At 46.8% G+C, this 25221-nt stretch carries 22 protein-coding genes; 1 reads left to right on the plus strand and 21 read right to left on the minus strand.

Annotation, left to right across the window (positions count from 1 at the left end; all coding sequences use genetic code 11):
- Window positions 1–8: 8 nt before the first annotated feature.
- Window positions 9–989 carry an LPS O-antigen chain length determinant protein WzzB gene (wzzB, locus tag AC2TE5_RS14665; RefSeq protein ID WP_484611898.1) on the minus strand — a complete coding sequence of 327 codons (981 nt, stop codon included), beginning with the start codon at window positions 987–989 and terminating at the stop codon, window positions 9–11.
- 192 nt (window positions 990–1181) lie between these two features.
- On the opposite strand from wzzB, the gene AC2TE5_RS14670 reads away from it, so the two are divergent.
- Window positions 1182–2186: an NAD-dependent epimerase gene (locus tag AC2TE5_RS14670; RefSeq protein WP_213327959.1), complete on the plus strand. Its 1005-nt coding sequence runs from the start codon at window positions 1182–1184 to the stop codon at window positions 2184–2186.
- A 52-nt stretch (window positions 2187–2238) separates the two neighbouring features.
- Here AC2TE5_RS14670 and ugd read toward each other — a convergent pair whose 3' ends face one another.
- From ugd to wzxC, 20 genes are all read right to left on the minus strand, one after another.
- Window positions 2239–3405, minus strand: coding sequence for a UDP-glucose 6-dehydrogenase (gene ugd / locus AC2TE5_RS14675; RefSeq protein ID WP_213327960.1), 1167 nt, complete (start codon window positions 3403–3405; stop codon window positions 2239–2241).
- A gap of 226 nt (window positions 3406–3631) precedes the next feature.
- Window positions 3632–5038, minus strand: a complete 1407-nt coding sequence (gene gndA / locus AC2TE5_RS14680; RefSeq protein ID WP_213327961.1) for an NADP-dependent phosphogluconate dehydrogenase — start codon at window positions 5036–5038, stop codon at window positions 3632–3634.
- A gap of 167 nt (window positions 5039–5205) precedes the next feature.
- On the minus strand, window positions 5206–6576 hold the full coding sequence (gene cpsG / locus AC2TE5_RS14685) for a colanic acid biosynthesis phosphomannomutase CpsG (protein ID WP_484611899.1): 1371 nt from the start codon (window positions 6574–6576) through the stop codon (window positions 5206–5208).
- 18 nt (window positions 6577–6594) lie between these two features.
- Complete coding sequence (gene cpsB / locus AC2TE5_RS14690) at window positions 6595–8022, minus strand: mannose-1-phosphate guanyltransferase (protein ID WP_213327963.1); 1428 nt, start codon at window positions 8020–8022, stop codon at window positions 6595–6597.
- 8 nt (window positions 8023–8030) lie between these two features.
- Window positions 8031–9140 carry a glycosyltransferase gene (locus tag AC2TE5_RS14695; protein WP_213327964.1) on the minus strand — a complete coding sequence of 370 codons (1110 nt, stop codon included), beginning with the start codon at window positions 9138–9140 and terminating at the stop codon, window positions 8031–8033.
- Window positions 9141–10196 (minus strand): glycosyltransferase family 4 protein, encoded by a 1056-nt coding sequence (locus AC2TE5_RS14700; protein WP_213327965.1) that lies wholly within the window; start codon window positions 10194–10196, stop codon window positions 9141–9143.
- Window positions 10193–11467, minus strand: a complete 1275-nt coding sequence (locus AC2TE5_RS14705) for an oligosaccharide repeat unit polymerase (protein WP_484611900.1) — start codon at window positions 11465–11467, stop codon at window positions 10193–10195. Before AC2TE5_RS14705 ends, AC2TE5_RS14700 begins: the two co-directional genes overlap by 4 nt.
- Window positions 11468–11484: 17 nt before the next feature.
- Window positions 11485–12378 carry a glycosyltransferase family 2 protein gene (locus AC2TE5_RS14710; RefSeq protein WP_484611901.1) on the minus strand — a complete coding sequence of 298 codons (894 nt, stop codon included), beginning with the start codon at window positions 12376–12378 and terminating at the stop codon, window positions 11485–11487.
- A gap of 18 nt (window positions 12379–12396) precedes the next feature.
- Complete coding sequence (locus tag AC2TE5_RS14715; protein WP_213327968.1) at window positions 12397–13854, minus strand: lipopolysaccharide biosynthesis protein; 1458 nt, start codon at window positions 13852–13854, stop codon at window positions 12397–12399.
- Between the two features lie 2 nt (window positions 13855–13856).
- Complete coding sequence (locus tag AC2TE5_RS14720) at window positions 13857–14681, minus strand: NAD-dependent epimerase/dehydratase family protein (protein WP_213327969.1); 825 nt, start codon at window positions 14679–14681, stop codon at window positions 13857–13859.
- Window positions 14674–15234: a dTDP-4-dehydrorhamnose 3,5-epimerase gene (rfbC, locus tag AC2TE5_RS14725; RefSeq protein WP_484611902.1), complete on the minus strand. Its 561-nt coding sequence runs from the start codon at window positions 15232–15234 to the stop codon at window positions 14674–14676. Before rfbC ends, AC2TE5_RS14720 begins: the two co-directional genes overlap by 8 nt.
- A gap of 27 nt (window positions 15235–15261) precedes the next feature.
- Complete coding sequence (gene rfbA, locus AC2TE5_RS14730) at window positions 15262–16137, minus strand: glucose-1-phosphate thymidylyltransferase RfbA (protein WP_039262639.1); 876 nt, start codon at window positions 16135–16137, stop codon at window positions 15262–15264.
- A 32-nt stretch (window positions 16138–16169) separates the two neighbouring features.
- Window positions 16170–17252 (minus strand): dTDP-glucose 4,6-dehydratase, encoded by a 1083-nt coding sequence (rfbB, locus tag AC2TE5_RS14735; protein WP_213327971.1) that lies wholly within the window; start codon window positions 17250–17252, stop codon window positions 16170–16172.
- 48 nt (window positions 17253–17300) lie between these two features.
- Window positions 17301–17888 carry an acyltransferase gene (locus tag AC2TE5_RS14740; RefSeq protein WP_213327972.1) on the minus strand — a complete coding sequence of 196 codons (588 nt, stop codon included), beginning with the start codon at window positions 17886–17888 and terminating at the stop codon, window positions 17301–17303.
- Window positions 17875–18396: an acyltransferase gene (locus AC2TE5_RS14745; protein WP_213327973.1), complete on the minus strand. Its 522-nt coding sequence runs from the start codon at window positions 18394–18396 to the stop codon at window positions 17875–17877. The genes AC2TE5_RS14740 and AC2TE5_RS14745 overlap by 14 nt, the downstream gene beginning before the upstream one ends.
- 357 nt (window positions 18397–18753) lie before the next feature.
- Window positions 18754–19647: a GalU regulator GalF gene (galF, locus tag AC2TE5_RS14750; protein ID WP_213327974.1), complete on the minus strand. Its 894-nt coding sequence runs from the start codon at window positions 19645–19647 to the stop codon at window positions 18754–18756.
- Between the two features lie 176 nt (window positions 19648–19823).
- A complete protein-coding gene (gene wcaM / locus AC2TE5_RS14755; protein ID WP_213327975.1) occupies window positions 19824–21215 on the minus strand; it encodes a colanic acid biosynthesis protein WcaM in 1392 nt (463 codons plus the stop codon).
- 12 nt (window positions 21216–21227) lie between these two features.
- Complete coding sequence (gene wcaL / locus AC2TE5_RS14760; RefSeq protein ID WP_121423371.1) at window positions 21228–22448, minus strand: colanic acid biosynthesis glycosyltransferase WcaL; 1221 nt, start codon at window positions 22446–22448, stop codon at window positions 21228–21230.
- Window positions 22445–23725 (minus strand): colanic acid biosynthesis pyruvyl transferase WcaK, encoded by a 1281-nt coding sequence (gene wcaK / locus AC2TE5_RS14765; RefSeq protein ID WP_033145972.1) that lies wholly within the window; start codon window positions 23723–23725, stop codon window positions 22445–22447. Before wcaK ends, wcaL begins: the two co-directional genes overlap by 4 nt.
- A gap of 17 nt (window positions 23726–23742) precedes the next feature.
- Window positions 23743–25221 (minus strand): colanic acid undecaprenyl disphosphate flippase WzxC, encoded by a 1479-nt coding sequence (gene wzxC, locus AC2TE5_RS14770; protein WP_063144520.1) that lies wholly within the window; start codon window positions 25219–25221, stop codon window positions 23743–23745.

The raw sequence follows: 25221 nt of genomic DNA on the forward strand, positions 1-25221 counted from the left end.
TCTAAAAATCAGGCTTTTAGTTTGTAGTTGCGTAATGCGTTGCGCACAAGAACCACACCGGAACCAAGCATCACGCCCAGCAGTATGGCAAGAATAAGAGTAATCGCTTTTTTCGGGCTGTCACGACGAACAGGGAGTTCCGGCTTCATGACATAACGGTAAACGTGGATTGTATCCGGGTTCACATTGAGATTCTGGATGTCCAACAAATTTCGCTTGGTCTGGTAATAGGCTGTTGGGAAGACCAACGGACGAGAAGCTTCATTGTCAATCATCGATTTCAGCCCCTCGCTGCCCAGCAGAAACATCGTTTCCTGAGTCACCTCCTGGGTCTGCTGGACCTGCGGCGAGGTAATTTTTGCTGCTTCAGCGTTCTTCAGTGCCTCAGCAATCTGTTTGATACGCAGATCTTTTTGCTCCTGAGCAACCTTCTCCTGGTTTTGCAGAGAATCATTCAGGGTCTTTATCTGCTCTTTAATGTTGTCATTAAGGTCAGCAGCAAGTTCTTTCGCCGTTTGCTCATCAACCTGCTGGATGAACTGCGCCAACTGCTTTTGCGCGGCTTCTGCAGATGTACTGGTATAGGATACAATCAACGGGAGCGGCTGCTCATTAACCGAGGGCTCAATGGTCAGTTTTTCAGGCTCAGCCTGATTTTCAAGTGCCTGCGATAATGCCGAGAATGAGGAGCTAAAACGACCAATAGCGCGCGTTTGGTTGTCAAGCATAGAAGGTGCTGCGCTACCATAAAGGATATTCAATGCATTGGAATAGCTGGCAATCTGAGCCGCATCAGGTTGCGCAATAATCGCACTTGAGGTCCATTTTTCCTTTGCGACCGATAAATATCCAATTGCCAGGGCGATAGAAACAACAACAAAGGCTGCTATCACCCACTTCCCACGCCACAGCTGCAGCACTAAATCAAGTAAATCAATTTGCTCAGGGTCATTGCTTCGGCTGACCTGGCTATTGTTGTTTTGCGTCATACAATCCCTAACAGATGAAAAAGGGCAAACATAATTTTGTTTGTATAGTTTATCTATTACTGGCGATTTTTCTATAAGAATCCGATGAGTAATATCGGAAAGATGGGTTATGTAACTTACATCCTTCGCGCTATCATAGACGCTATGTGATGCGCTATGGCATCTGTCAGAATAGGTTTTATGAGGGAAGCTATGAAATTTTTAGTCACGGGTGCCGCAGGTTTTATCGGTGCGAACGTCAGTAAACGCCTTCTTGAGGCCGGTCATCAGGTTGTTGGTATCGATAACCTCAATGAATACTACGATGTCAACCTTAAGCTGGCGCGCCTGGAACTGTTAAAATCTGAGAGTTTCACCTTCCACAAGCTAGAATTAGCCGACCGCGAAGGTATGGCCGCACTTTTCGCTGGTGAGAAGTTTGATCGTGTGATTCATCTGGCCGCGCAGGCCGGCGTACGCTACTCCCTGGAAAACCCTCACGCGTATGCGGATGCCAACCTTATCGGCCATCTCAACGTGCTGGAAGGCTGCCGCCATAATAACGTTCAGCATCTGCTTTATGCTTCATCCAGCTCCGTATATGGCCTTAACCGCAAGATGCCCTTCTCCACCGATGATTCCGTGGATCACCCGGTCTCACTCTACGCCGCGACCAAAAAAGCCAATGAGCTGATGTCGCACACCTATTCGCATCTGTACAACTTGCCGACCACCGGCCTGCGCTTCTTTACCGTATACGGTCCGTGGGGACGCCCGGACATGGCCCTGTTTAAGTTTACTAAGGCGATGATTGAGGGCAAAAGCATTGATGTCTATAACTACGGTAAGATGAAGCGCGACTTTACGTACATTGATGATATCGCTGAAGCCATTATTCGTCTGCAGGATGTTATTCCCCAATCTGACACAAACTGGACCGTTGAGACCGGCTCCCCGGCTGCCAGCTCAGCGCCTTACCGTGTTTACAACATCGGTAACAGTTCGCCAGTAGAACTGATGGATTACATCACCGCGCTGGAAGACGCGCTGGGTAAAAAAGCAGAGAAAAACATGCTGCCTCTTCAGCCAGGCGATGTTCTGGAGACGAGTGCCGATACCCAGGCGCTTTATGAAGTGATCGGATTTAAACCGCAAACCTCGGTTAAAGACGGGGTGAAGAACTTCGTTGACTGGTACCGCGATTTCTACAAGGTCTGAAAATAAAAAACCCGGCAATTAAGCCGGGTTTTTTACAGGATAAAGCAGAGAATCAGTCGCTACCAAACAGATCGCGGGTATAAACCTTATCCGCCACGTCAGCCAGCTCTTCCGCCATGCGGTTAGAAATGATGACATCGGCTTCTTTCTTAAAGGCATCCAGATCGCGGATCACCCGAGAATTGAAGAACTGATCGTCCGGCATAGCTGGCTCATAGATAACAACCTCAACCCCTTTCGCCTTGATGCGCTTCATGATCCCCTGAATGGATGAGGCGCGGAAGTTATCGGAGCCACTCTTCATAATCAGACGGTACACGCCGACCACTTTCGGTTGACGCGCAAGGATGGAATCGGAGATGAAGTCTTTACGTGTACGGTTAGCATCAACAATCGCCGAAATGAGGTTATTCGGCACAGCCTGATAGTTTGCCAGCAGTTGCTTCGTGTCTTTTGGCAGGCAATAGCCACCGTAGCCAAATGAAGGGTTGTTGTAGTGGTTGCCAATGCGCGGATCGAGACACACTCCTTCAATAATCTGGCGGGTATTCAGTCCAAGACTTTCTGCGTAGCTGTCCAGCTCATTGAAATAAGCCACTCGCATTGCCAGGTAGGTATTCGCGAAGAGCTTAATTGCCTCAGCTTCAGTGGAGTCGGTAAACAGCACCTGAATATCTTTCTTCACTGCGCCTTCCTGAAGCAGCGCAGCAAAACGTTCAGCGCGCTCAGAACGTTCGCCAATGACGATTCGCGAAGGATGGAGGTTATCGTAAAGCGCTCTGCCCTCACGCAGGAATTCCGGCGAGAAGAAGATATTATCAATACCAAATTTTTCTTTAATGGATTTGGTAAAACCGACAGGAATGGTCGATTTAATGACCATCACCGCATCAGGGTTGATCGCGATAACGTCTTTAATCACCGCTTCTACAGTTGAGGTGTTGAAATAGTTGGTTTTAGGATCGTAGTCAGTAGGCGTCGCAATGATGACGTAATCCGCATTGCGGTATGCATCTTCTTTATCTGTCGTGGCGCGGAAATTCAGCGTTTTATTGCTGAGATAGTCCTGGATTTCTTTATCCACAATCGGCGATTTTTTCTGATTGAGCATATCCACTTTGGCCTGCACGATATCCAGCGCAACCACTTCATGATTCTGAGCAATCAGAATGCCGTTAGAAAGACCGACATACCCTGTTCCGGAGATTGTTATTTTCATTCGCTAATGACTTCTGTGAGTTAACTGTACTGATGGCCGCCAGACCATCGCGATAAACATAACTGTTGGGCTTTGTACCTCCTGGCAAACTGAACTGTCAAGGCAAACCAGGAGTAATCACTACGAGCGGGCCGAGATTCAGACTACTTCGAATAACGGGCGACATTTTTTGCATAAAAAAACCCGGAGACAGGCTCCGGGTTTTGATTACAGCGAGTAAGCTAACTTATTCCATCCATTCGGTATGGAACACGCCTTCTTTATCGGTACGTTTGTAAGTATGCGCACCAAAGTAGTCACGCTGTGCCTGAATCAGGTTAGCAGGCAGAACAGCCGCACGGTAGCTGTCGTAGTAGGCGACTGCAGCCGAGAAGGTCGGAACCGGGATACCGTTCTGGACAGCGTAGGCAACCACGTCACGCAGCGCCTGCTGATATTCATCCGCAATTTTCTTGAAGTACGGTGCCAGCAGCAGGTTAGCGATACCGGCATTTTCAGCATAGGCATCGGTGATTTTCTGCAGGAACTGCGCACGAATGATGCAACCCGCACGGAAGATCTTCGCGATTTCACCGTAGTTCAGGTCCCAGTTGTTCTCGTCTGACGCCGCACGCAGCTGAGAGAAGCCCTGCGCGTAAGAAACGATTTTACCCAGGTACAGTGCACGACGCACTTTTTCAACGAATTCGGTTTTATCACCAGCTGGTTTGGCCTGAGGGCCAGACAGCACTTTAGATGCCGCGACGCGCTGCTCTTTCAGGGAAGAGATGTAACGCGCAAACACGGATTCGGTGATCAGAGACAGCGGTTCGCCCAGATCCAGAGAGCTCTGGCTGGTCCATTTACCGGTACCTTTGTTCGCTGCTTCATCCAGAATCACATCAACCAGGTATTTACCCTCTTCATCTTTTTTCGTGAAGATATCTTTGGTGATGTCGATCAGGTAGCTGTTCAGCTCGCCTTTGTTCCACTCGGTAAAGGTTTCAGCCAGCTCTTCATTAGAGAGGTTCAGCCCACCTTTCAGCAGGGAATAAGCTTCAGCAATCAGCTGCATGTCGCCGTATTCGATACCGTTGTGCACCATTTTCACATAGTGACCTGCACCGTCCGCACCGATATAGGTTACGCAAGGCTCACCATCTTCAGCCACGGCTGCGATTTTGGTCAGGATAGGCGCAACCAGTTCGTACGCATCTTTCTGGCCGCCAGGCATGATAGATGGGCCTTTCAGAGCGCCCTCTTCACCACCGGAAACACCGGTACCGATGAAGTTGAAGCCTTCTGCAGACAGCTCACGGTTACGACGAATGGTGTCCTGGAAGAAGGTGTTACCGCCATCAATGATGATGTCACCTTTTTCGAGGTAAGGCTTCAGGGAGTCGATAGCTGCATCGGTACCTGCGCCCGCTTTCACCATTAACAGGATACGACGAGGCGTTTCCAGAGACTCAACGAACTCTTTCACCGTATAGAAAGGAACCAGTTTCTTGCCTGGGTTCTCGGCAATAACTTCTTCGGTCTTATCACGGGAGCGGTTGAAAACGGAGACGGTATAACCACGGCTTTCGATGTTGAGCGCCAGGTTGCGCCCCATCACTGCCATACCGACAACGCCGATCTGTTGCTTGGACATTACATACTCCTGTCAGGTGTGGTCACCACGGCTTATGCGCGGCTTGAAATGTGGTTGAGATGTTAACTCAGTATTAGGTGACATGAATAGCTTTTGCTGATCTATGTCACACTGATTGCACAATCCAGGTACAGTCAAGCCGCCAGAAATACGCTGGCGGCCGACCTTCACTTCCTGAGCAAAGCCAGAATTTCTTGTGTCTTCTCTTCCATCAGCGCCGTATCAGCACGTGATTCCACGTTCAGGCGCACCACCGGCTCGGTGTTGGACGAGCGCAGGTTAAAGCGCCACTGCGGGAACGCCATACTGATGCCGTCCGTACGGTCAATTTCCAGCGCGTGAATCGCAAAGTGCTGCTCCACGCGGGCAATGGCCTCGGCTGGCTCCGCCAGCTTGCTGTTGATCTCCCCGCTCGCCGGGAACGCCGCCATGCGGTCGCGCACCAGCTCGCCCAGCGTCTGCCCCTTCAGGCACAGCAGCTCGGTCACCAGCAGCCACGGGATCATCCCGCTGTCGCAGTAGGCAAAATCACGGAAGTAGTGGTGGGCGCTCATCTCGCCGCCGTAGATGGCGTCTTCTTCGCGCATGCGCTCTTTGATGAAGGCGTGGCCGGTTTTGGACATCACCGGCGTGCCGCCTGCCGCTGACACCACGTCGACGGTGTTCCAGGAAAGGCGCGGGTCATGAATGATTTTCGCGCCCGGGTTTTTCTCGAGGAACGCTTCCGCCAGCAGGCCGACAATGTAGTAGCCCTCGATGAACTGCCCTTTCTCGTCGAACAGGAAGCAGCGGTCGAAATCGCCGTCAAAGGCGATACCCATGTCCGCGCCGTGCTCAATCACCGCGTTGCGGGTGTCGTCGCGGCACTCCGGCAGCAGCGGGTTAGGAATACCGTTCGGGAAGTTGCCGTCCGGGGTGTTGTGCACCTTGATGAAGGTGACCGGCACGTTCAGCGCCTTAAAGCGCGCTTCGAGGGCATCCACCACCGGGCCAGCCGCGCCGTTACCGGAGTTAATCACCAGCTTCAGCGGCTTCAGGTTCGCCACGTTGATGTAGCCCAGCAGGTGGTCGATGTAGTCTTTCTGCAGGTTAATTTTTTTGTAGCTGCCGCGCTTCGCGTCGTTCACCGGCGGGAAATCGTTGGCTTCCGCCAGGCGCTGCACGTCGCGCAGGCCGGTATCGCCGCTGATCGGACGGGCGCCCTTGCGCACCAGCTTCATGCCGTTGTAGTCCATCGGGTTGTGGCTGGCCGTCACTTCGATACCGCCGTCCACGCCCAGGTGGAAGGTGGCAAAGTAAATCTCTTCGGTCCCGGAAAGGCCGATATCCAGCACGTCCACGCCCGCGTCCTGCAGCCCTTTCGCCAGGGCCAGCTTCAGGGACTCGCTGGTCAGGCGCACGTCACCGCCCAGCACGATGGTCTGCGGTTTTAAATATTCGCCGTACGCGCGGCCAATGCGCCACGCGATGTCTTCATTCAGCTCTTCGCCCAGCCTGCCGCGAATATCGTAGGCTTTAAAACAGGTTAATTTTTCCATGATAATTTTACCGTAATCTCAAACACGACCATACCTGTCAGCAAAACGTACAATATCATCCTCCCCAAGATAAGAACCTGAGCGAACCTCAATCAATTCTAAAGGGATCTTTCCAGGGTTTTCCAGACAGTGTGTCGCCCCAACAGGAATATAAATAGACTCATTTTCACCGAGAAGTTTTGTTTGCTCGTTAATAGTCACTTGTGCAGTTCCCGCGACGACAATCCAATGCTCCGCACGATGGTGATGCATCTGAAGAGAGATACCTTCGCCCGGCTTTACGGTCAATCGCTTAACCTGATAGCGGCTTCCCGTATCAATCGAGTCATATTTACCCCAAGGACGATAAACTTCACGGTGAGTATGATGTTCGTGACGGCCGTCTGCTTTGATCGATTCGACAATTTTCTTCACATCCTGTACGGCGTTACGATCGGCAATCAATACAGCATCCTTGGTCTGAACAACGACCAAATCTTTCACTCCAACAGTAGTCAATAGCCCGGATTCAGAATACAGGAAGCTATTTTCGGTATTGCAGGACAATACATCACCTGTAACGACGTTACCCTCTGCCGTCTTATGACTAATGTCCCAAAGCGAAGACCAGGAGCCGACATCACTCCAGCCTGCATCCATTGGCACAACAACAGCATCTGAAGTCTGTTCCATCACAGCATAATCAATCGACTCATCAGGACAAGCCCTGAAAGCTTCCTCGTCAACGCGAATAAAGTTCAGGTCAGGATCAACAGCGCTCATTGCCTTTTCGCACGCCTCAAGAATATCCGGACGATATTTTTTCAGTTCCTCGAGATAGCGATCTGCGCGGAAGAGGAACATCCCACTGTTCCAGTAGTATTCACCGCAGGCAACATAGGCTTCTGCCGTTTCAAGATTAGGTTTCTCAACGAATTGCGCGACCTCGAATGCATCGGCATGCTCAACATCATCGCATGGAACACCTCGACGAATGTAACCATAGCCAGTCTCTGGTTTATGTGGGACTATGCCAAACGTCACAAGCTGTCCATTTTCAGCATAAGGTAGCGCCTTCCGAACTGAATTACGAAACGCTTCTTCATCCTGTATTACGTGATCGGCGGCCAGAACCAGCATAAGCGCATTGCCCTCGTGCTGGGCACGAACAGCAGCAAGTGCAGCCAACGCAATCGCCGGAGCAGTATTACGACCAACCGGTTCGAGAATGATATTCTCAGTGAGTTTACTCATCTGGCGCAGTTGCTCGGCAACGATAAAGCGGTGCTGTTCGTTACAAATAACGACGGGGCTTTCGCATTCAATGCCCTGTAATCGGTTAATCGTCGCTTGTAACATTGTCAGTTCACCTTCCAGACAGAGAAATTGCTTTGGATAGAGAACACGAGAAAGCGGCCATAAACGACTACCGGAGCCTCCGGCCATAACAACAGGAAATAATGACATGATTGCACTCACTTTAATGATGAATATAAATTCATTATATTCTTAACCATCAACTCTTTAGTAAACATAGTATCAAATCTGGCCTTCGCGCCTGTACTATACGTCTCACTGCTTTGAATAACTGTAACTATTCCTTTTGCAAGCGCTTTGGCATCATTAGGCTCAACAACGATGCCAGTCTCGTTGTGCTGATTAACCCAAGCCACACCACTTCGAGGAATATTAGTCGACACAAGCGGTCTGGAAAAACTCATAGCTTCCAATTGAACTACACCAAAAGCTTCAGATTCATGAATAGATGGCAGACAAAAAACATCACATGCTTTGTAATAAGAAGCCAAATCCGAATAATTGATACTACCAAGAAGAATTACTTTGTCTGACAATCCATCATTAGCAATTTTTTGCTTTAATGTATCAATTAATGGACCAGTACCACCAATAAGAACAATGTAATCTTCAGGAAGTTCCTTCGCAGCATCAATCAGATATTCCATACCTTTATAGTAAACAAGACGTCCCAAAGAAAAAATTATTTTTTTATTTTGATAACGCTGCTTGATACTTTTTTCAAGGTCCTCATTCAGTGGCATAACACGGGTATCAACCCCAATTGGAATACAAACAATTTTATCCTGATAAGGCTGCAAAGTTGGAGAGGACTGCCCATAGACAGGGCTAGTAACAATAATACTGGTACACTTATCTAAAATCCATTTTTGTAACGGAGCAAAAAGCATCAATAGTTTTTTTTGCTTAACAATATCGCTGTGCCAATGGAGAACGATCTTCCCTTTGGGAGGGAATAAAAAGAGTGCCAACACAGCCAGTGGATTTGGAAGATGAACATGGATAACATCATAATTATTTCTTATCATTCTCCAGCGAGATATTAAGGAAAATGATAACGGTGTCGAAAAAAGCTGTGCAAACAATTTCTGACGGTAAACTTTATAACGGAGTTTATCGTCATTTTTTCTTTCTCCAATCGGATCAACACAGAGTACATCAACAGGTTGGTCATTACTTTTTGCGATACCTTCACTTATATCGAATGCTACCTGTTCGATTCCACCATGTACTGGAGGGTAAAATTTACTAAACTGTAAAACCTTCATTCAAATATTCCTTTGAGAGATCACATCCATAAGTTTCGATGCAACATCACGTACGTCAAATTGTTCCAGCCTACGATATCCATTACGAATCAATACAGGACTGAGCTCATCATAATTTTCAATCAATTCACGTAACTTAGCACTAAAATCTGCTGAGTCCTCTGGATTAAAATAATATGCCGCATCACCACAAACTTCAGGGATACTTGCGCGGTCAGAAGCCATTACAGGACAACCGCGTTGCATTGCTTCCAGAGGAGGAAGTCCGAAACCTTCATATAGTGACGGATAGACAAAAATTGAAGCGTCTCTATATTTTAACTCTAAATCGTCATCTGATAGATAGCCACAGAATACAATGTTCTCATGCTGTGAAAAAGTCACTTTTGAGAAAGCAGCCCCTAACCCTCCCACCACGATGAGTTTATAATCTTCGATTTTTGAATTCAAAAAAGCATTAATAACAAATTCGATATTTTTTCTCGGTTCTAAGGTACCAACCAATAAAATCTCTTTATGCTTAACCTTTTCATTTTCAATATAATTCTTGAGGTTAATAGATGTATCCACGGAATTTGGCAATACAGTGATCTTATCTGGATCTACCGCCAGATACTTCTCTATCTCTGATTTTGAAAAGTCACTAACCGTAAAAATACCTCTCGCGATTCTCGACTGAATGGCATAGTTAACTTTGTATACAGCACGATATAAAAAACGGAACCACTTTGGATATGCGTATAATGACATATCATGGATAGTAAAGTAACAGTTCTTGTAAAACGCAGGCGATAACCCAGTGAAGCAGAGCAGTAACGGACTACCGACGCTTCTTAGATAACGAGGTAACTCGATTTGTTCCCAGAAGTGGCCGTTACGATTTCCTATTTGAAGGATATTAAATTCCTTCCTCCATTTGTCATCAATGAGGTCAGTTTTCGGTGTTAAAAAACAGATATCAGGAACGTGTTTAACGAGTTCCCGACATAGTACCAATGCATATTGCTGTACACCAGTTTTACGTTGAGTCAAAAATCTCGCATTAATATAGATCATTTATTACTCGGCATTCTGTAGATGTAACACTGAAACATAAAGAAGGAATAAAAAAGGATAAATCTAAAAGGTAATGTAAAGAGCATCGAAGCAACAATATACATTAGAATGATAAAGTGATTCTTATTTGCTTTAAGTCTGGCTGACAATAAACATATACTTAGGACAAATATGAGTAAGCCCGGTAGGCCGAAAGTTAAAATAATAAAACTTAAGACATCTTTAGGGGCGAAACTTTCATAGGCATTGGGATCCAACGAAGATAAATAAGATCTCATTTCATTACAGTTTACGTCCAAACCAGAAAGAGCCTGACAATAGTCATGTATAAAAGGTGATAGCGTGCTCTTGAAACCATATACTCCACTGCCAAGTGGATAATCACTAAGATGCCATATGCTGACAATTGGGAACCCCAGACGAGTGACATACGTCATCGTTGCAGAATTTGACAAATGAGCTGCAATGAGTGCAAAAAGGTCATAATAGATGAACGCAAGACTGACAAAAAGAACAATAAAAGATAACGGAATGAGCTGGTATGTATAATTATAAAAGCCCTTAACCTTGAAGAAATAAACTAGCCCAAGGAGTACTGGAATTATCAGGAATGAAAATTTAGCACCTGAAATATAGGTGGTAATGGCAAACATACACGCCAGAATTAGTCTGTACTTTTGATTAGACAACATCACCATCAAGAACATTAAGCCATAAAAATAGCCATTTAAACTCGGCTCTGCAAAAGTACCTGCAAAGCGAAAATTTTCATCATATAACCAAGCCCCACCTAATATTTTAACATGAAAACCAAACTTCGCCATGATGTAAAGTATCAGCGCGGCACCAAGAAATAAACTCGATATCTTGACACTAAAAATATATATCTCAAAGTTACGTTCAAGTTCTTTAGCATAACTGAATATAACAAACCATAAGAGCATATTTAGTAAAAGCGCGAAGGTTTTATCATATTCAGCACCATGATAGAATGCACCTAGCGCAGCACCAATGAGAAGGATAAAGGCAAAAAAGAGTATTTTTGCAAGGTTAAGACTGCGAATCCTGAAAAGTACGAGCAATACGATTACAAGGATGATCTTTAGGCCAAAATCAGCAATACTTGAAAGGCCTTTCATCAAACCAATCTGAGAAAAGTCGACACCACTAAAAAGTGAATTAATTAATAACAGTCCAACAAGTGATTTGACAATAAAAGTTGTCGATAAATTATAGTTATTTACAAGTGTGCTACTGGAAATTTCGCTCACCTTAACCTCTTAGTTATTTATTTTTTTAACATTAGTCCGTCGATAATCCCTCTAACAAAAGCCTTATAGACATTATATGGCGTTCTGCGACAAAGTGGATAAACCAACCGGGTTACAATGGTAAAGAAAACGCTAATAATATAATAAGGAGCCTCAATATTTTTTCTGGCAAAAAATATTCGGTTCCTTGTCAAATAATATGCGCCGAATAGACTTAACCCCCCCCCAGTAGAAGTACTAACCTTATGAAACACTAGAGGCTCATTAATAATTCTAACCCGGGTGCCCGCTATGTTTGCACGATAGAGAAAATCAGTATCATCGTAATAAGCAAAGTAACGAGCATCCATCATACCTATAGTGGCAAACACCGAAGCATGCACAAGCAAAAAACATGTTGGTGCGTAATCGCACTCTTTTGGAATATTAGCACAAACATCATCGTAGTCGGCTCCCTCAAAAAGATGAGGGGCGATAGCTTTTTTCTTATTAAAAAATGAACCTGCGTACCAGACTTTTTTTTCTGGATAACTGAATATTACTGGTGAAACAAGTTTGTATTGTCCTTCCTCAGCAACACTCATCATTTTGCTGAGAGTATCTTCCTGTTCAAAAAGCAAGTCGTTATTTGTGAGCAATATATACTCACACCCATCTTTTAAAGCTTGTTCAATACCTTGGTTATTGGCCTGCGCAACCCCAACATTATTTCCTTCATTATTAATATAGGTGTAATTTATATCTTTCTCTAAAAGAATTTCTCGCGTTAAGTTAAAAGATTCCTGATTTGTACTGTTATCTACAATATAAAGATGCTTGTTCTGATAATTTTGTTTTTCAACACTCGAATAAAAGTCAGGCAGCACACCTGGAGAATTGAACAAAACAGTAACGAGTCCAACTTTTTTCACACTTTCACCATAGAAATATTAGTATTGATTTAACAGATTCTTGATGCTTTTTATTTGTTTTATTATGAAGACAGTAAATACAGATATAAAAGCAACCTGGATGCCATAAACAACATAATGGATAGTTACCGACTTAGTCATCACCAGACTGACCAGGCAGAAGGCTATCATCACAGGTATTATCAGAAACGAGACAAATATTAATTTTGATTTATATTCAGCTTCAGCCTGATACTTACATGCGTAAACAGCCATGATTAATACGCCTGAAATAAACGTCGAGTAGGCAATTCCAATGGCGCCAAATATACGAACAAAGTAAATCGACAACGCAAAGTTCAATATTCCTTCGAGCACCGGTAGCCAGGCAATTGACAATTGTTTGCCGTAGGCGACTAACATAAGCCCGTAGGGCGCTGCAATCATTCGAATAAGATAAGCCGCAAGCAGCAAAGAAAACATAACGTGCAAATTTGTCGCTTGCTGATATCCCAGCCAGACGCCAAGGATATGTACAGAGGCAAACCAGGCAATAAAGACGCCAATAAAGACAATCATCGAGAAAAGGAAGATAAGTTTGTTGACCAGAAGTTCAACATGCTGATTATTCCCGTGATTATGCATCCTTATCATGGGTTGAATTATAGGATTAATCATGGCTCCCAAAATTCCCACCCCAGCATTAACAAGTGTCATTAATACGGCAAACCCAGCGAGTTCCTGAAATGAGTATTTACCGACGGTAAAGGTGCCTATACCGGAAATTAAGAACTGGGCGATATTCCATACTAAGAGTCCGCTGAAAAAGACAACTATGGTTCGAAATAAATTTTTATCCAGCGATAACTTTGTTCTTTGAGATGTATTTTTAAATTTATATAAAATATAAAAAGTAATTTGATTAAAACTGTTTATTGCAAAATAAACCCATGCAATAACATCGAGACCATGGTGAACAAGCAACAGAATCGACGTACCCAAAATCACTTTAAAAAATATATTTATGCCAGCGGTAATATCATTGCGTTCTATACCAGTGAAATAACCGACGAAGGGTGAGAATACATTATTAATGACGAACGAACTGCCAATTAATATAAGAATTTGTCTAGCATTAGCACTAGTTTCTGAAACTTCAGGGAAAAATGAAAAAAAGAACTTTGCTAAAACGAAGATCCCGCTCAAACATACCACACTGAGCAGTAACGAAAAAAGCAATGACTGATGCATTGCCATTTGAAGTTTCTGTGGATTACTTAAATGAAGGGCGACAAAACGCCCTACCGTAACCTGAAGACCAATTCCAAAAATGCCAATCAAAACCCCAACCTGAAGAGTAAGGGACCAAATCGAAAAATCTACCTTTGAAAGATTATGTAGTAAAACTGGAGATATAACTATTCCAAGAATTACATTTGAGAAGCCATTTATTATATTAGATAAAGAGTTTTTAAGTAACCGCTTAAACCCACTCATATTTATCTCGCCAGTTCTTCTTTATAACTAGCTATCATAATTTTCAAATCATCAAGCACATGTTGTGGTTTATAATCCGGAATTTCATTAGTTAATTTACTTATGCTGGTAACAGGAAACTCTTCACGAGGAAAATTACCGTCATGCCAGTTAACTTTACAAGCTGTCTCTTTTTCAATGACATCAGCGATTTGTTTAGCTGTGACGTTAAATCCAGATGCGACATTGTATATTTTTTTATTGGCATTTTTGTTTTCAGCCAACCACACACATGCTTTAGCGACATCATTGACCGAAACATAGTCCTTAGCATATTCAGGTGCAACAAACATGTTGATTTCACCATTATTAATGGCATGACGGATAATTGACGGCAAGAATAATGTACTATTGAGCGCTAAACCATAGACATTGCTTGGTCGAACCACAGTAACATCACGTTCGCTCTTAAGGCACAGCTCCTCAGCTACCAGTTTGGTCAGATTAAAAAGCTTCCTGTTATCATCCGCTGTTACTACCAGATCGTCAGTTTCATTCGCGCTATAATGGTTCATATAAACTCGAGTTGAGGATATATATACCAGCTTTTCAAACTGTGCATCCTGCAGTAACTTTGCCAACAAGACCGTATTTGCTTCCAGCACAGAAAAATAGCTTTTTGCACAATCACCATTGCCAGCACAATAAATGACTTTGCCCAACTCACCATTGAGGGAATTGCAGCTATTACGATCAGGGACAACGACATCATGCCCTTGCTCTTTAAGCAAGGTAACGATATGTGAACCAATAAAACCGTTACCACCAATAATTGTATACTTAGCCATTTGTCCAGCCTTTAAGAATCTGTTCTTTGATACTTTCAAGTGAAGGTAAAATACAATCTTTAGCAGAAACCACAGGATTCGAAACTGGCCATTCAATACCCAGATCTGGATCGTTCCAGATAAGACCACCTTCATCGGTTGGATCATAATAATCTGTGCATTTGTATTGGAAACTAGCAGTATCACTTAATACACAGAAACCATGAGCGAAACCAGGAGGAATATAAAACTGAAGAAAATTATCTTCGGATAGAATGACTGAATGATGCTGACCAAATGTTGGTGACTCTGGGCGGAGATCAACAGCCACATCAAAAACAGAACCCTGGGTTACTGAGACTAGCTTACCCTGAGGCTTTGTTTTCTGAAAATGAAGCCCGCGCAGGACATTTTTCGTCGATTTAGAACGGTTATCCTGAACAAAGTCCAGACCAAATCCTAATTCCTGGTAACGTTTTTTCTGATATACTTCGAAGAAATAGCCACGTTCGTCACCAAAAACTTTAGGTTCAATAATCACAGCATCTTTTAAGGGCGTTTCAATAATTTTCATACGTTTTTAGTACTTAATGTTGGATTTTCAATCTTTAGCTAAATGCTGCAAATATTTGCCATAGTCATTTTTATTGAGCTCTTTGGCTAATTTTGCTAACTGTTTCTTATCAATGAAACCTTTACGATAAGCAATCTCTTCCGGACAAGAAACTTTGAGCCCCTGACGTGATTCGATTGTCTGAATAAAGTTACCTGCCTCAATTAGACTCTCATGCGTTCCTGTATCAAGCCAGGCATATCCACGTCCCATAATAGCAACTGAGAGCGAATTTTTTTCCAGGTAGAGGCGGTTAATATCAGTGATCTCTAATTCACCACGCGCTGACGGTTTCAGCTGTTTAGCCATCTCAATGACGTCATTATCATAAAAATAGAGACCAGTCACAGCGTAATTACTTTTTGGCTTCAGTGGTTTTTCTTCTAAAGAAAGCGCTTTGCCGTTCTCATCGAAATCTACCACGCCATAGCGTTCAGGGTCTTTTACATGATAGGCAAAGACCGTAGCTCCTTTTTCCTGATTCATTGCCATTTCAAGTTCTTTTGGCAAATCGTGACCATAGAAAACATTGTCGCCAAGGACTAAAGCACAAGAATCGTTACCGATAAATTCTTCACCAATTATAAATGCCTGAGCAAGGCCATCAGGACTTTCCTGGACCTTATATTCGATGTTCAGTCCCCATTTTTTACCGTTACCAAGTAATTGCTCAAACCGAGGGGTATCCTGAGGTGTGCTTATGATGAGAATATCCCGAATGCCAGCAAGCATCAGCGTGCTTAATGGATAATAAATCATCGGCTTATCATAGATTGGCAGCAGCTGTTTACTAACCGCCATCGTCACAGGGTAAAGGCGGGTACCTGAACCACCGGCTAAAATAATTCCTTTTCTTTTTGACATGTTCAATGCTTCTTATGACGGGGTTGAAAAGATTAACGTTGCTCGTAATTTTTGTTGATCCAGTCCTGATAGGCACCGCTCATAACATTTTGGACCCAATCCTGGTTATCAAGATACCAATGAATCGTTTTCTTAATACCAGATTCAAAGGTCTCTTGAGGTTTCCAGCCGAGTTCTTGAGTGATTTTACTGGCATCAATTGCATAGCGTCGATCGTGGCCTGGGCGATCGGCAACATAAGTGATTTGTTCGTTATACGAGGTATTCTTCGGCTTTATTTCGTCAAGGATATCGCAGATAGTCTGTACTACTTCAATATTCTTTTTCTCATTATAACCGCCGATATTGTAGGTTTCACCTACGATCCCTTCCGTGATAACGGTATAGAGTGCGCGGGCATGATCCTCAACGTATAACCAGTCACGGATTTGATCGCCTTTACCATAAATAGGCAACGGTTTTCCTTGTAATGCATTGAGAATTACCAGCGGGATTAATTTTTCTGGGAAATGGTAAGGTCCATAATTGTTTGAACAGTTAGTCACAATAGTTGGGAAATTATAAGTACGATGCCACGCGCGAACTAAATGATCGCTTGATGCTTTAGAGGCAGAGTAAGGACTGCTTGGAGCATAGGCGGTTTGCTCAGTAAATAATGGAAGACTTTTTTTATTATCCCATTCATCAGGATGAGGAAGATCTCCATACACTTCATCGGTTGAAATATGATGGAAACGGAATCTCTGTTTCTTTTCACCTTCCAGGGTTTGCCAGTATTTTCTGGCTGCTTCAAGCAAGACGTAGGTTCCAACTATATTCGTTTCAATAAACGCAGCAGGGCCGGTTATTGAACGGTCAACGTGACTTTCTGCTGCCAGATGCATTACTGCATCAGGTTTATGAGTTGAAAAGATTTCGTCTAACGCCTGTGCATCGCAAATATCAGCATGAACAAAAGCATAACGATCGCTATTTTCAATGTCTTTTAAAGACTGAAGGTTACCTGCATAGGTTAACTTATCAACATTCACCACATAATCAGTTGTCGAGTTAATAATGTAACGCGCTAATGCCGAACCGATGAATCCGGCACCACCAGTAACTAATATTTTCATCACGATCTCTTTTATATAATTGAAGCCAAGGGTTTTAAAGTACTGATATCAACTTCTTGCACTGACCCATTTATTCTCTTCAAATGAATAATACTTTATAACTTTGGCTGGAACACCTGCGACAACCGAATAATCAGGTATTGATTTAGTCACTACTGAACCAGCACCAACGACGCAATTTTTTCCAATCGTAACACCGGGAGAAATATGCGATCCAAAACCAATAAAAGAACCATCACCTATAGTAACTGGCTGTTGAATACTTGAAATTCGGTCACCAATTTTTTTCGTATCATGAATATTTTCGAAAGGATGGCTAACATCAACAATGGAACAATTCCCGGTAATAGTTACATTGTTACCAATAGCAACTTTTACGCGGCCAATAATATGACAATTCTGTTCAATATTGACATTATCACCAATACTGATGACAACCTCATTTTGAGGGTCAACCACTTCTAGCCTTAAACCGTTTCTTATTAAAACTCGCTGCCCAACCTCAATATATTGCGGATTTGCGATGAGCATGGGCGAGATAATCCTACTACGACGCCCAAAAGATTTCATACAGGTTTTATACTTAACCTGTGAAACAAATAAATGGAAGGCATTCACTATTTTATTTAGCAACATTCACTGCTTCCCATTCATGTGAACTATGATTGTACGTCTTGATGATGCGGGCTGGGTTACCTGCTACTACGCAAAAGCCTGGGAAGGATTTCGTGACAACAGCCCCCGTCCCTACGATGGTCCAATCACCGAGCGTTACCCCCGGCAAGATTTTAGTATTGAACCCAAGAAAAACGTTCTCACCTAGAATTATCTGCCCTTTGTCAATATCTTTCTGGGTGAGGATAGGCCCCAGTTCAGGATCTATACCATGAGCTAGCGTGCTTATATAAACATAGTCACTGATAACGCAATTTTTTGATATCACAATCTTAGAGGCAGTATGAATGTTTACATCTCTGCCGATATAAACCCCATCATGGATAAAGATACCGTTGCGATCTTCATTCGATCTCACAATGAAAGTGGGGTTCTTGTGAATGAATACATTATCACCCACTTGAATTTTATTTCGGAATTTTGTTGCTAACTTCAACTTTAATAGCAAACGATTGAGTAAACCGATCATGCATACCTCTTCAAGTCGCATATATACATCTCAACGCTGGAGGTTCATGTTTGAACACGCTACCGCCCCTGGCTCAATAGCTACCAGTGCACTAAGTCTGCATGAGACGTTGAATTTTATATTTTGTTACTCAGACTGCAGCGTCCATAGCAGCCACAGCGAATCCAGTATTGTGGTATTAATTACAGGTCAAAACAAGAAAAACCAACCGTTTGGTATTCAAAACCGTAAGACGTCCTACACATCGAGTTACGTGCTAAAAACAAAACGACAGAGGAGACGAGGGACACATTAAAATGTGCTCCAAGTATCATCTGTCGTTTTCTCATCAACTTAGACAAACACAGGTTCGAAAATTTACTCTTCCAGAAGTTTTTCAATTTTCTTACGGAACTTCGCCCCTTCTTTCAGGTTACGCAGCCCATAGTTCACGAACGCCTGCATATACCCCATTTTCTTACCGCAGTCATAGCTGTCGCCGGTCATCAGCATGGCATCCACAGACTGCTTCTTCGCCAGTTCTGCAATCGCGTCGGTCAGTTGGATACGATCCCAGGCGCCTGGCTCGGTTTTTTCCAGTTCCGCCCAGATATCTGCGTTCAGAACATAGCGACCCACTGCCATCAGGTCCGAATCCAGCGTCTGTGGCTGATCCGGTTTTTCGATGAACTCAACGATGCGGCTCACCTGCCCTTCCGTCTCCAGCGGTTCTTTAGTCTGAATAACGGAGTACTCGGAGAGATCGCCCTTCATGCGTTTTGCCAGCACCTGGCTACGGCCGGTTTCATTGAAACGTGCCACCATTGCCGCCAGGTTGTAACGCAGCGGATCGGCAGAAGCCGTATCGATAATAATGTCCGGAAGAACAACGATAAACGGATTGTCACCCACAACCGGACGAGCACACAGAATAGAGTGGCCCAAGCCCAGCGGCTGCGCCTGGCGCACGTTCATGATGGTCACGCCCGGCGGACAGATTGACTGTACTTCCGCCAGCAGCTGGCGCTTAACGCGCAGCTCAAGCAGCGCTTCGAGTTCGTAAGAGGTGTCGAAGTGGTTTTCTACCGCATTCTTGGACGAGTGGGTAACCAGGACGATTTCTTTGATCCCTGCAGCAACAATCTCGTCGACAATGTACTGAATCATTGGCTTGTCGACGATCGGCAGCATCTCTTTAGGAATGGCTTTTGTGGCTGGCAGCATATGCATGCCCAGGCCTGCTACCGGAATGACTGCTTTCAAATTAATCATTATTTCTTCCACCTTAAAATGGTTGACGAATTATAGCTCTTTAACCTGTTTTCGCCAGCATGATTTGCCGTAATCCTTGGGCAATGTTACGCCTTCGCATCACAAATTTCTGTAGTTGTAATCTGATTCGATCGCGCTTTTATGCCAGGAATAGTCTCAAAACAGACGATTGTCGATTATCTGTGCGGAAGCGCAAAGTTCAGCCTTTCCGCATTCACCACCTGCTGGTCGACCCTGTCAATATCCACCGAACTCTGCCCCTTCTCATTCACAGCTTTTATGTTCGCCAGCGACAGCAGGGTCTCGTCTTTCGCCATGAATTTACCCCGCACATCCTTGCGCAGGTCGAAGTTGATCTTCAGGGCGGGACCCACAGCAGATTCCTGCATCACATTGATATTTCGTAAAAAAAGATGCTGCGGCTTATTGTGTAATTCCAGCGTAGCACGTTGCATCTCCACGTTAGTTATCGCCACAAACGAGGTGGCGTTACCGGACGAAATCTGTATTCCGCGCAATTTATACGCAAGCTGTCGATTATCGAGGTGAATATTGTTGAGCTTGAAGTTCTGCGGGATGGATAAATAATCGCCTTTTATCACCCCATAGCCGATTAACATTCCGGCGCTGTTCACCATATCGACATTATCAATAATGAAATTATCACAGCCATAAATGGCCACCGTGGCGTTGTCTATTCCCGCCTTTTTACTGAAGTCGGGAGTAATATTTTTGGCTTTGATATTGCGGATAACAAAATGCTTGCCGTTTTCAACGTGCACCAGCTGGCGACAGTTGCTGCCGGTGATGTTGGCCACCACGAAGTTCTTGACGGTTTGCTTCTCCGGATAGTCGTTATCGTAGGTGCTGCCGGCGAGGCCAATGCCGATGCCCCAGTTGATCTTGCCGTTGGTGCAGTTGATGTTGTCGATGACATGATCGGAGATCAGGATATTGCGATCGTTGATGGCGACGTTCCACTCGATCGCATCCCCCTGCAGATGGCTAAATTTGCTGTTGGTGATGCGGGCGCCATCCACCTGGTTGTGGAAACCCTGGCGCAGGATGGCGTAGTTGGCCTGGCTTACGCTGATGTTATCAATCAGCAAATTACGCATCACGCTCGGTTTCTTGCCGCCGATGTAGATCTGCGTCACCGGGCCAAAACCGCTCATGGCCAGCCCTTTGATGACGCAGTCAGAGCCGCGAACGTCGAGCGTAATGTTCTCCGTGCGACCAGCGCCTTCGCCTATCACTTTGCTGCCTTCCTGCAGAACAAAGCGGCCGCGCCCGTTGCCGGTTAACGCCCCGCGGATCAGCAGCGTTTTACCGTCGGGAATGAAAATGCCCGTATTGATGTTTTCGCAGGTGAGCCCGGCAGGGACCACGACGGTGTCGCCGTCATTAAACGCCTGCTTAAAGGCGGCGATCCAGTCGTTGTTATTGTACTGATTAACAGAGACCGTTCTTCCGGCTGCCGCCCGCGCAATGCGTGACGACAGCAGCGGCGTGGCCGCCAGAACGGACAGAGAAGAGACAAAGGTGCGTCGGGTAATCTTTTTCAGCATACATCCTCGGCGTTACAGCGTTTGCAGCAGGCTCGCTAACTGGCGGTTAATCACCTGCTGGTTAAAATCGGCTTCCACTTTTTGTCGGGCATTATGGAGCACGGGCTCAAGCGCCTGCTGGTCGATGTCGCTGAAGGCAGCTAATCGGTCCGCAAGGGCCATCGCGTTATTCTCCGGCACCAGCCAGCCGGAGTGGTCAGACTTAATCAGCTCCGGGATCCCGCTGTGCAGGGTTGATACCACAGGAATACCTACGGCCATCGCCTCCATCAGCGCCACCGGAATGCCTTCCATATCGCCATCGGCGCCCGTCACCGAGGGCAGCAGAAACACATCCGCCTCATCGAGCATGGCCTTGACCTCGTGGCTCGGCTTGAAGCCCGGCATCTCTACGACATCTTCCAGCTGATACTGTTCGATAAGCGTGCGCAGACGACGCTCCCACGGCCCAATGCCGAGAATGCGATAGTGGAAATCCACCCCGCGCGCTTTCAGCTGGCGGCAGGCTTCAATGGCCACATGGAGGCCTTTCTTCTCGGTCAGACGAGCAACGGAGATGATCTGCAGCGGCTTTCCCGGCACCTTTACAGGACGCCGAGTGAAGCGCGTTAAGTCCACGCCCATACGCGAAACGGCAATTTTTTCTCCCGGGCATCCCATGTTTTTCAGGCGTCCGGCCCACAGGTCGCTGATCGGCAGCATCATGTCGCCGCGGCGGAAAAGCTGCTGATACTCCGGCGTGTAGTGGTTCAGGACTTCGCGGCTGGAGATGTCGATACCGTGGAAGATGGTCGCAATTTTACCGTCAATCACGCCCAGCTCGCGCAGCTTCGCGGCGGTGACGCCCGCCGGGCCAAAGTGGGCGATAAACACGTCGGCACGATACGGCTGCGCCGTTTGCCCGCAGATGGCCGACAGGATCAGATTGCGAGATTCAGACCCATAGCGGGAAACATTCAGGGCCCGCCACGTCGACGCGCGGTGGATCCCGCGTAAGGTCTGGCTGGCCCGGTGGCGCAGCTTGCTCAGCTTCCCGGACGGCTCATCCTGCAGCCAGCGGGTTTTCGCCTCCAGGCCATACTGGGTATACGCCGCATGGGTGTTTTGGGTATCGCCCTTTTGCAGGGCGATAATCTCCACGTCATATCCCATATCGATAAACGCGGTGATTTGGTTCAGGACAAACGTTTCAGACGACAGCGGAAATTTCAGTAAGAAGAAACCAACCTTCATTTCCCCTCCCGTACGCGGTCAAGTACCGATTTCACCATCCCAATGCCCTTCTCGCGCTCGGCTTTCACCGCCACGGCCAGGCGTTCATTGATGGCAGGCAGTTGACCCAGGGTGTCCCCCACCATCGCACCCAGCGAACCATCCAGAAGATGACGGATATCCACGGCCATTTCCGGCATACCAAGCTGCTGCATGATGCCTGCTGATTTGTGCTCATAGTTGATGGCAATGGCCGGCGTGCCAAAGTTCATGGAGATAATGGCGGAGTGCAGGCGCGTGCCCACGGTCAGGTCGCAGGCGGAGAGCAGCTTGCCCATCTCCAGATCGTTCAGTTCGTCCATCACCACATGATAGCGGGACGGATCGTTCACAAGGCTGCGAAGGTTCAGCGCCACCATGCGGTCATCTTTGTTGTAGCTGTCGATACCGGTACAGGTTGAGAGCGCCAGCACCTGGTAACCGCTGTCAAGCACGCGGTTCACCACGTCGGCGAAGGCTTTCTCATACGCCGCCTGCGTTGTGCCTAAACGTTTATCAAAGGGCGCCAGCTCGCGCAGGGTTATGGCGACGGTTTTCTGTTTCGCCGCCACATCGAGCCAGTGCTGCACCGCGTAGCTCGGCTGGAAGCTATCGTCCTGGTGATCCACCAGCCAGGCGGTATCCACGCCGTGCTCAACTTTTGAGGTGTCAATTTCGCTGCGCTTCATCATGTCGAGGCTGACCGACTCGCGCAGGATCAGCGCGTCGCAGTGGCCGAAAACGTAGTTTGCGAGCTGGTTAAACTGCGGATCCTGGAATGGCCCGACGCTGTGGCCAATCATAAACAGCGGTTTTTTCGCCATGAACGTACAAAGCGCATGCTCAAACTGCGGCACGCCGTAGAGATCGACGAAGAACGATCCGCCAACCTGGATAATGGCGTCATAGCCGGACAGCAGACGAACAAAATCGGTGAAGCCCTGCGCGATAGCGATGTTGCGCAGCTTGCCGGTATCGGTCACACGGGAAAGCAGCACCTGGTGCTGGTAGCGACGGCGCAGCACCTTCTTCACGCGGCCCATCACGCCCGCGGCGTTGTTATGCTGTTTCATCTGGCTGTAGAGCGGGTCGCCCATCACAGGGCGGTTCAGTAACCAGGATGAGCTGACCGGATAACGGCTCATCACGTCCACTTCGGTCTCAGGCTTAAGGGTGTTAATTGCATCCAGTAAACCGCGCAGGATGGCGCTGTCGCCACGGTTGCCGCAGGTATGGTTGCCAAGAATTAATAATTTCATAATGGCCTCTTAAATAACTAGCCTGCGCGAAGCAGCGTTTTCATTTTTTCGTTACGGCAAAACTGGCGCTTCATCTCTACCACCAACGCATTGCGTGACAGCACAATCATCACGACGAATGCCAGCGCGCCCGCGGCAACCTGTACCGCCAGCAGCGCGGCCAGCGGCAGGTGGCCGCTGAGGATGATGCCCAGGCCGTAGCTCACCGCCAGGGTCGGCAATGAGAGATAGAACGGCAGCCACAGGCTCAGGATGTACTGACGGTAGCTGGAGCCCAGCACCGGCTTGATCATGATGAAGTAGCTCAGAACGGTATTGACTACCTGCACCAGCAGAAAGCCCAGCGTAACGCCGATGGCGCCCGCCATATGCCCGCCGACGATAATCGCCGGAATAAACAGGAAGGTTTTGAACACGTTGAACTTAAAGCTGATGTCTACGCGCGCTTTTGCCATCAGCAGGGAACCAATCGGATTCCCCACGGAGCGCAGCAGCCCCACCACGCACAGCAGCTGCAGGATCGGGATGATGCCGTTCCACTTCTCACCAAACACCAGCGGCACGAAGTTGCTGGAAACCACCATCAGCCCCAGCAGCACCGGGAAGTTAATGATCCCCACCACGGAAAGCAGCTTGTAGAAGTTGACGCGCAGCTTCTCGGTGTCGTCCTGAATCTTGGCAAACGCCGGGAACAGGACGCGGGTGATAATCGGGTTCAGCTTCATCGGCGGCACCACCGCGACGTTGTAGGCCAGGTTGTAGCCCCCCGCCACGCTCGCGCCAAGAATACGCGCCAGCACCAGCGTCGACAGGTTGGTATTCACATAGTTGATGATGCTGTCCGCTGTCAGCCACGCGCCAAAGCGCAGGTTGGACGAGACGGACGCGAGAGAGAAATGCAGCCCCGGACGGTAGATCTTGCGGCCAAAGTAGCCGAACAGCAGCGTGCGCACGGAAGAGTTAACCAGGTATCCCAGAATGGCCGTCATCGCCAGCGGCCAGAAATGGGCGCTCACCACGGTGAAGGTAAAGCCCGCCAGCACCGCGCTGGTCTCGATCATGCCGATCTTGTTGAACTCCAGCTCTTTCTGCATCAGCGCGCGGAACTGCTGCCCGTGCGGGATCACCACGAAAGCAAACGACAGCGTGCGCATCAGCGGAGCCAGATCCGGGTTATGCAGCACGCTGGCGATGGTGTCGCTCAGCAGGAATACCAGCACAAACACGAAAATCCCCAGCCCCACGTTCAGCCAGTAGAGGGTGGTCAACTCAAGATGGCTGATCTCTTTGCGCTGGATAATCGAGTTGGCAATACCAAAATCAGACAGCGTATCGGCCAGCGCGATAATCACCAGCGAGACGGTCAGCAGACCGAACTGGTGATTATCAATAATGCGCGCCAGCACGGTCATCTGCACCAGACCGAGGCCAATGATGACGATGGTCGCCATCGCTGACCACTTCGCCCCGCTGATGGTTTTTTCACGTAAGCTCAT

The sequence above is a fragment of the Enterobacter sp. N5-15 genome, from assembly GCF_057221635.1.

What these genes read in the sequence shown, in the direction of transcription:
- wzzB (WP_484611898.1), bottom strand. Translation starts at nt 989, where the DNA reads ATGACGCAAAACAACAATAGCCAGGTCAGCCGAAGCAATGACCCTGAG.
- AC2TE5_RS14670 (WP_213327959.1), top strand. Translation starts at nt 1,182, where the DNA reads ATGAAATTTTTAGTCACGGGTGCCGCAGGTTTTATCGGTGCGAACGTC.
- ugd (WP_213327960.1), bottom strand. Translation starts at nt 3,405, where the DNA reads ATGAAAATAACAATCTCCGGAACAGGGTATGTCGGTCTTTCTAACGGC.
- gndA (WP_213327961.1), bottom strand. Translation starts at nt 5,038, where the DNA reads ATGTCCAAGCAACAGATCGGCGTTGTCGGTATGGCAGTGATGGGGCGC.
- cpsG (WP_484611899.1), bottom strand. Translation starts at nt 6,576, where the DNA reads ATGGAAAAATTAACCTGTTTTAAAGCCTACGATATTCGCGGCAGGCTG.
- cpsB (WP_213327963.1), bottom strand. Translation starts at nt 8,022, where the DNA reads ATGTCATTATTTCCTGTTGTTATGGCCGGAGGCTCCGGTAGTCGTTTA.
- AC2TE5_RS14695 (WP_213327964.1), bottom strand. Translation starts at nt 9,140, where the DNA reads ATGAAGGTTTTACAGTTTAGTAAATTTTACCCTCCAGTACATGGTGGA.
- AC2TE5_RS14700 (WP_213327965.1), bottom strand. Translation starts at nt 10,196, where the DNA reads ATGATCTATATTAATGCGAGATTTTTGACTCAACGTAAAACTGGTGTA.
- AC2TE5_RS14715 (WP_213327968.1), bottom strand. Translation starts at nt 13,854, where the DNA reads ATGAGTGGGTTTAAGCGGTTACTTAAAAACTCTTTATCTAATATAATA.
- AC2TE5_RS14720 (WP_213327969.1), bottom strand. Translation starts at nt 14,681, where the DNA reads ATGGCTAAGTATACAATTATTGGTGGTAACGGTTTTATTGGTTCACAT.
- rfbC (WP_484611902.1), bottom strand. Translation starts at nt 15,234, where the DNA reads ATGAAAATTATTGAAACGCCCTTAAAAGATGCTGTGATTATTGAACCT.
- rfbA (WP_039262639.1), bottom strand. Translation starts at nt 16,137, where the DNA reads ATGTCAAAAAGAAAAGGAATTATTTTAGCCGGTGGTTCAGGTACCCGC.
- rfbB (WP_213327971.1), bottom strand. Translation starts at nt 17,252, where the DNA reads ATGAAAATATTAGTTACTGGTGGTGCCGGATTCATCGGTTCGGCATTA.
- AC2TE5_RS14740 (WP_213327972.1), bottom strand. Translation starts at nt 17,888, where the DNA reads ATGTTGCTAAATAAAATAGTGAATGCCTTCCATTTATTTGTTTCACAG.
- AC2TE5_RS14745 (WP_213327973.1), bottom strand. Translation starts at nt 18,396, where the DNA reads ATGATCGGTTTACTCAATCGTTTGCTATTAAAGTTGAAGTTAGCAACA.
- galF (WP_213327974.1), bottom strand. Translation starts at nt 19,647, where the DNA reads ATGATTAATTTGAAAGCAGTCATTCCGGTAGCAGGCCTGGGCATGCAT.
- wcaM (WP_213327975.1), bottom strand. Translation starts at nt 21,215, where the DNA reads ATGCTGAAAAAGATTACCCGACGCACCTTTGTCTCTTCTCTGTCCGTT.
- wcaL (WP_121423371.1), bottom strand. Translation starts at nt 22,448, where the DNA reads ATGAAGGTTGGTTTCTTCTTACTGAAATTTCCGCTGTCGTCTGAAACG.
- wcaK (WP_033145972.1), bottom strand. Translation starts at nt 23,725, where the DNA reads ATGAAATTATTAATTCTTGGCAACCATACCTGCGGCAACCGTGGCGAC.
- wzxC (WP_063144520.1), bottom strand. Translation starts at nt 25,221, where the DNA reads ATGAGCTTACGTGAAAAAACCATCAGCGGGGCGAAGTGGTCAGCGATG.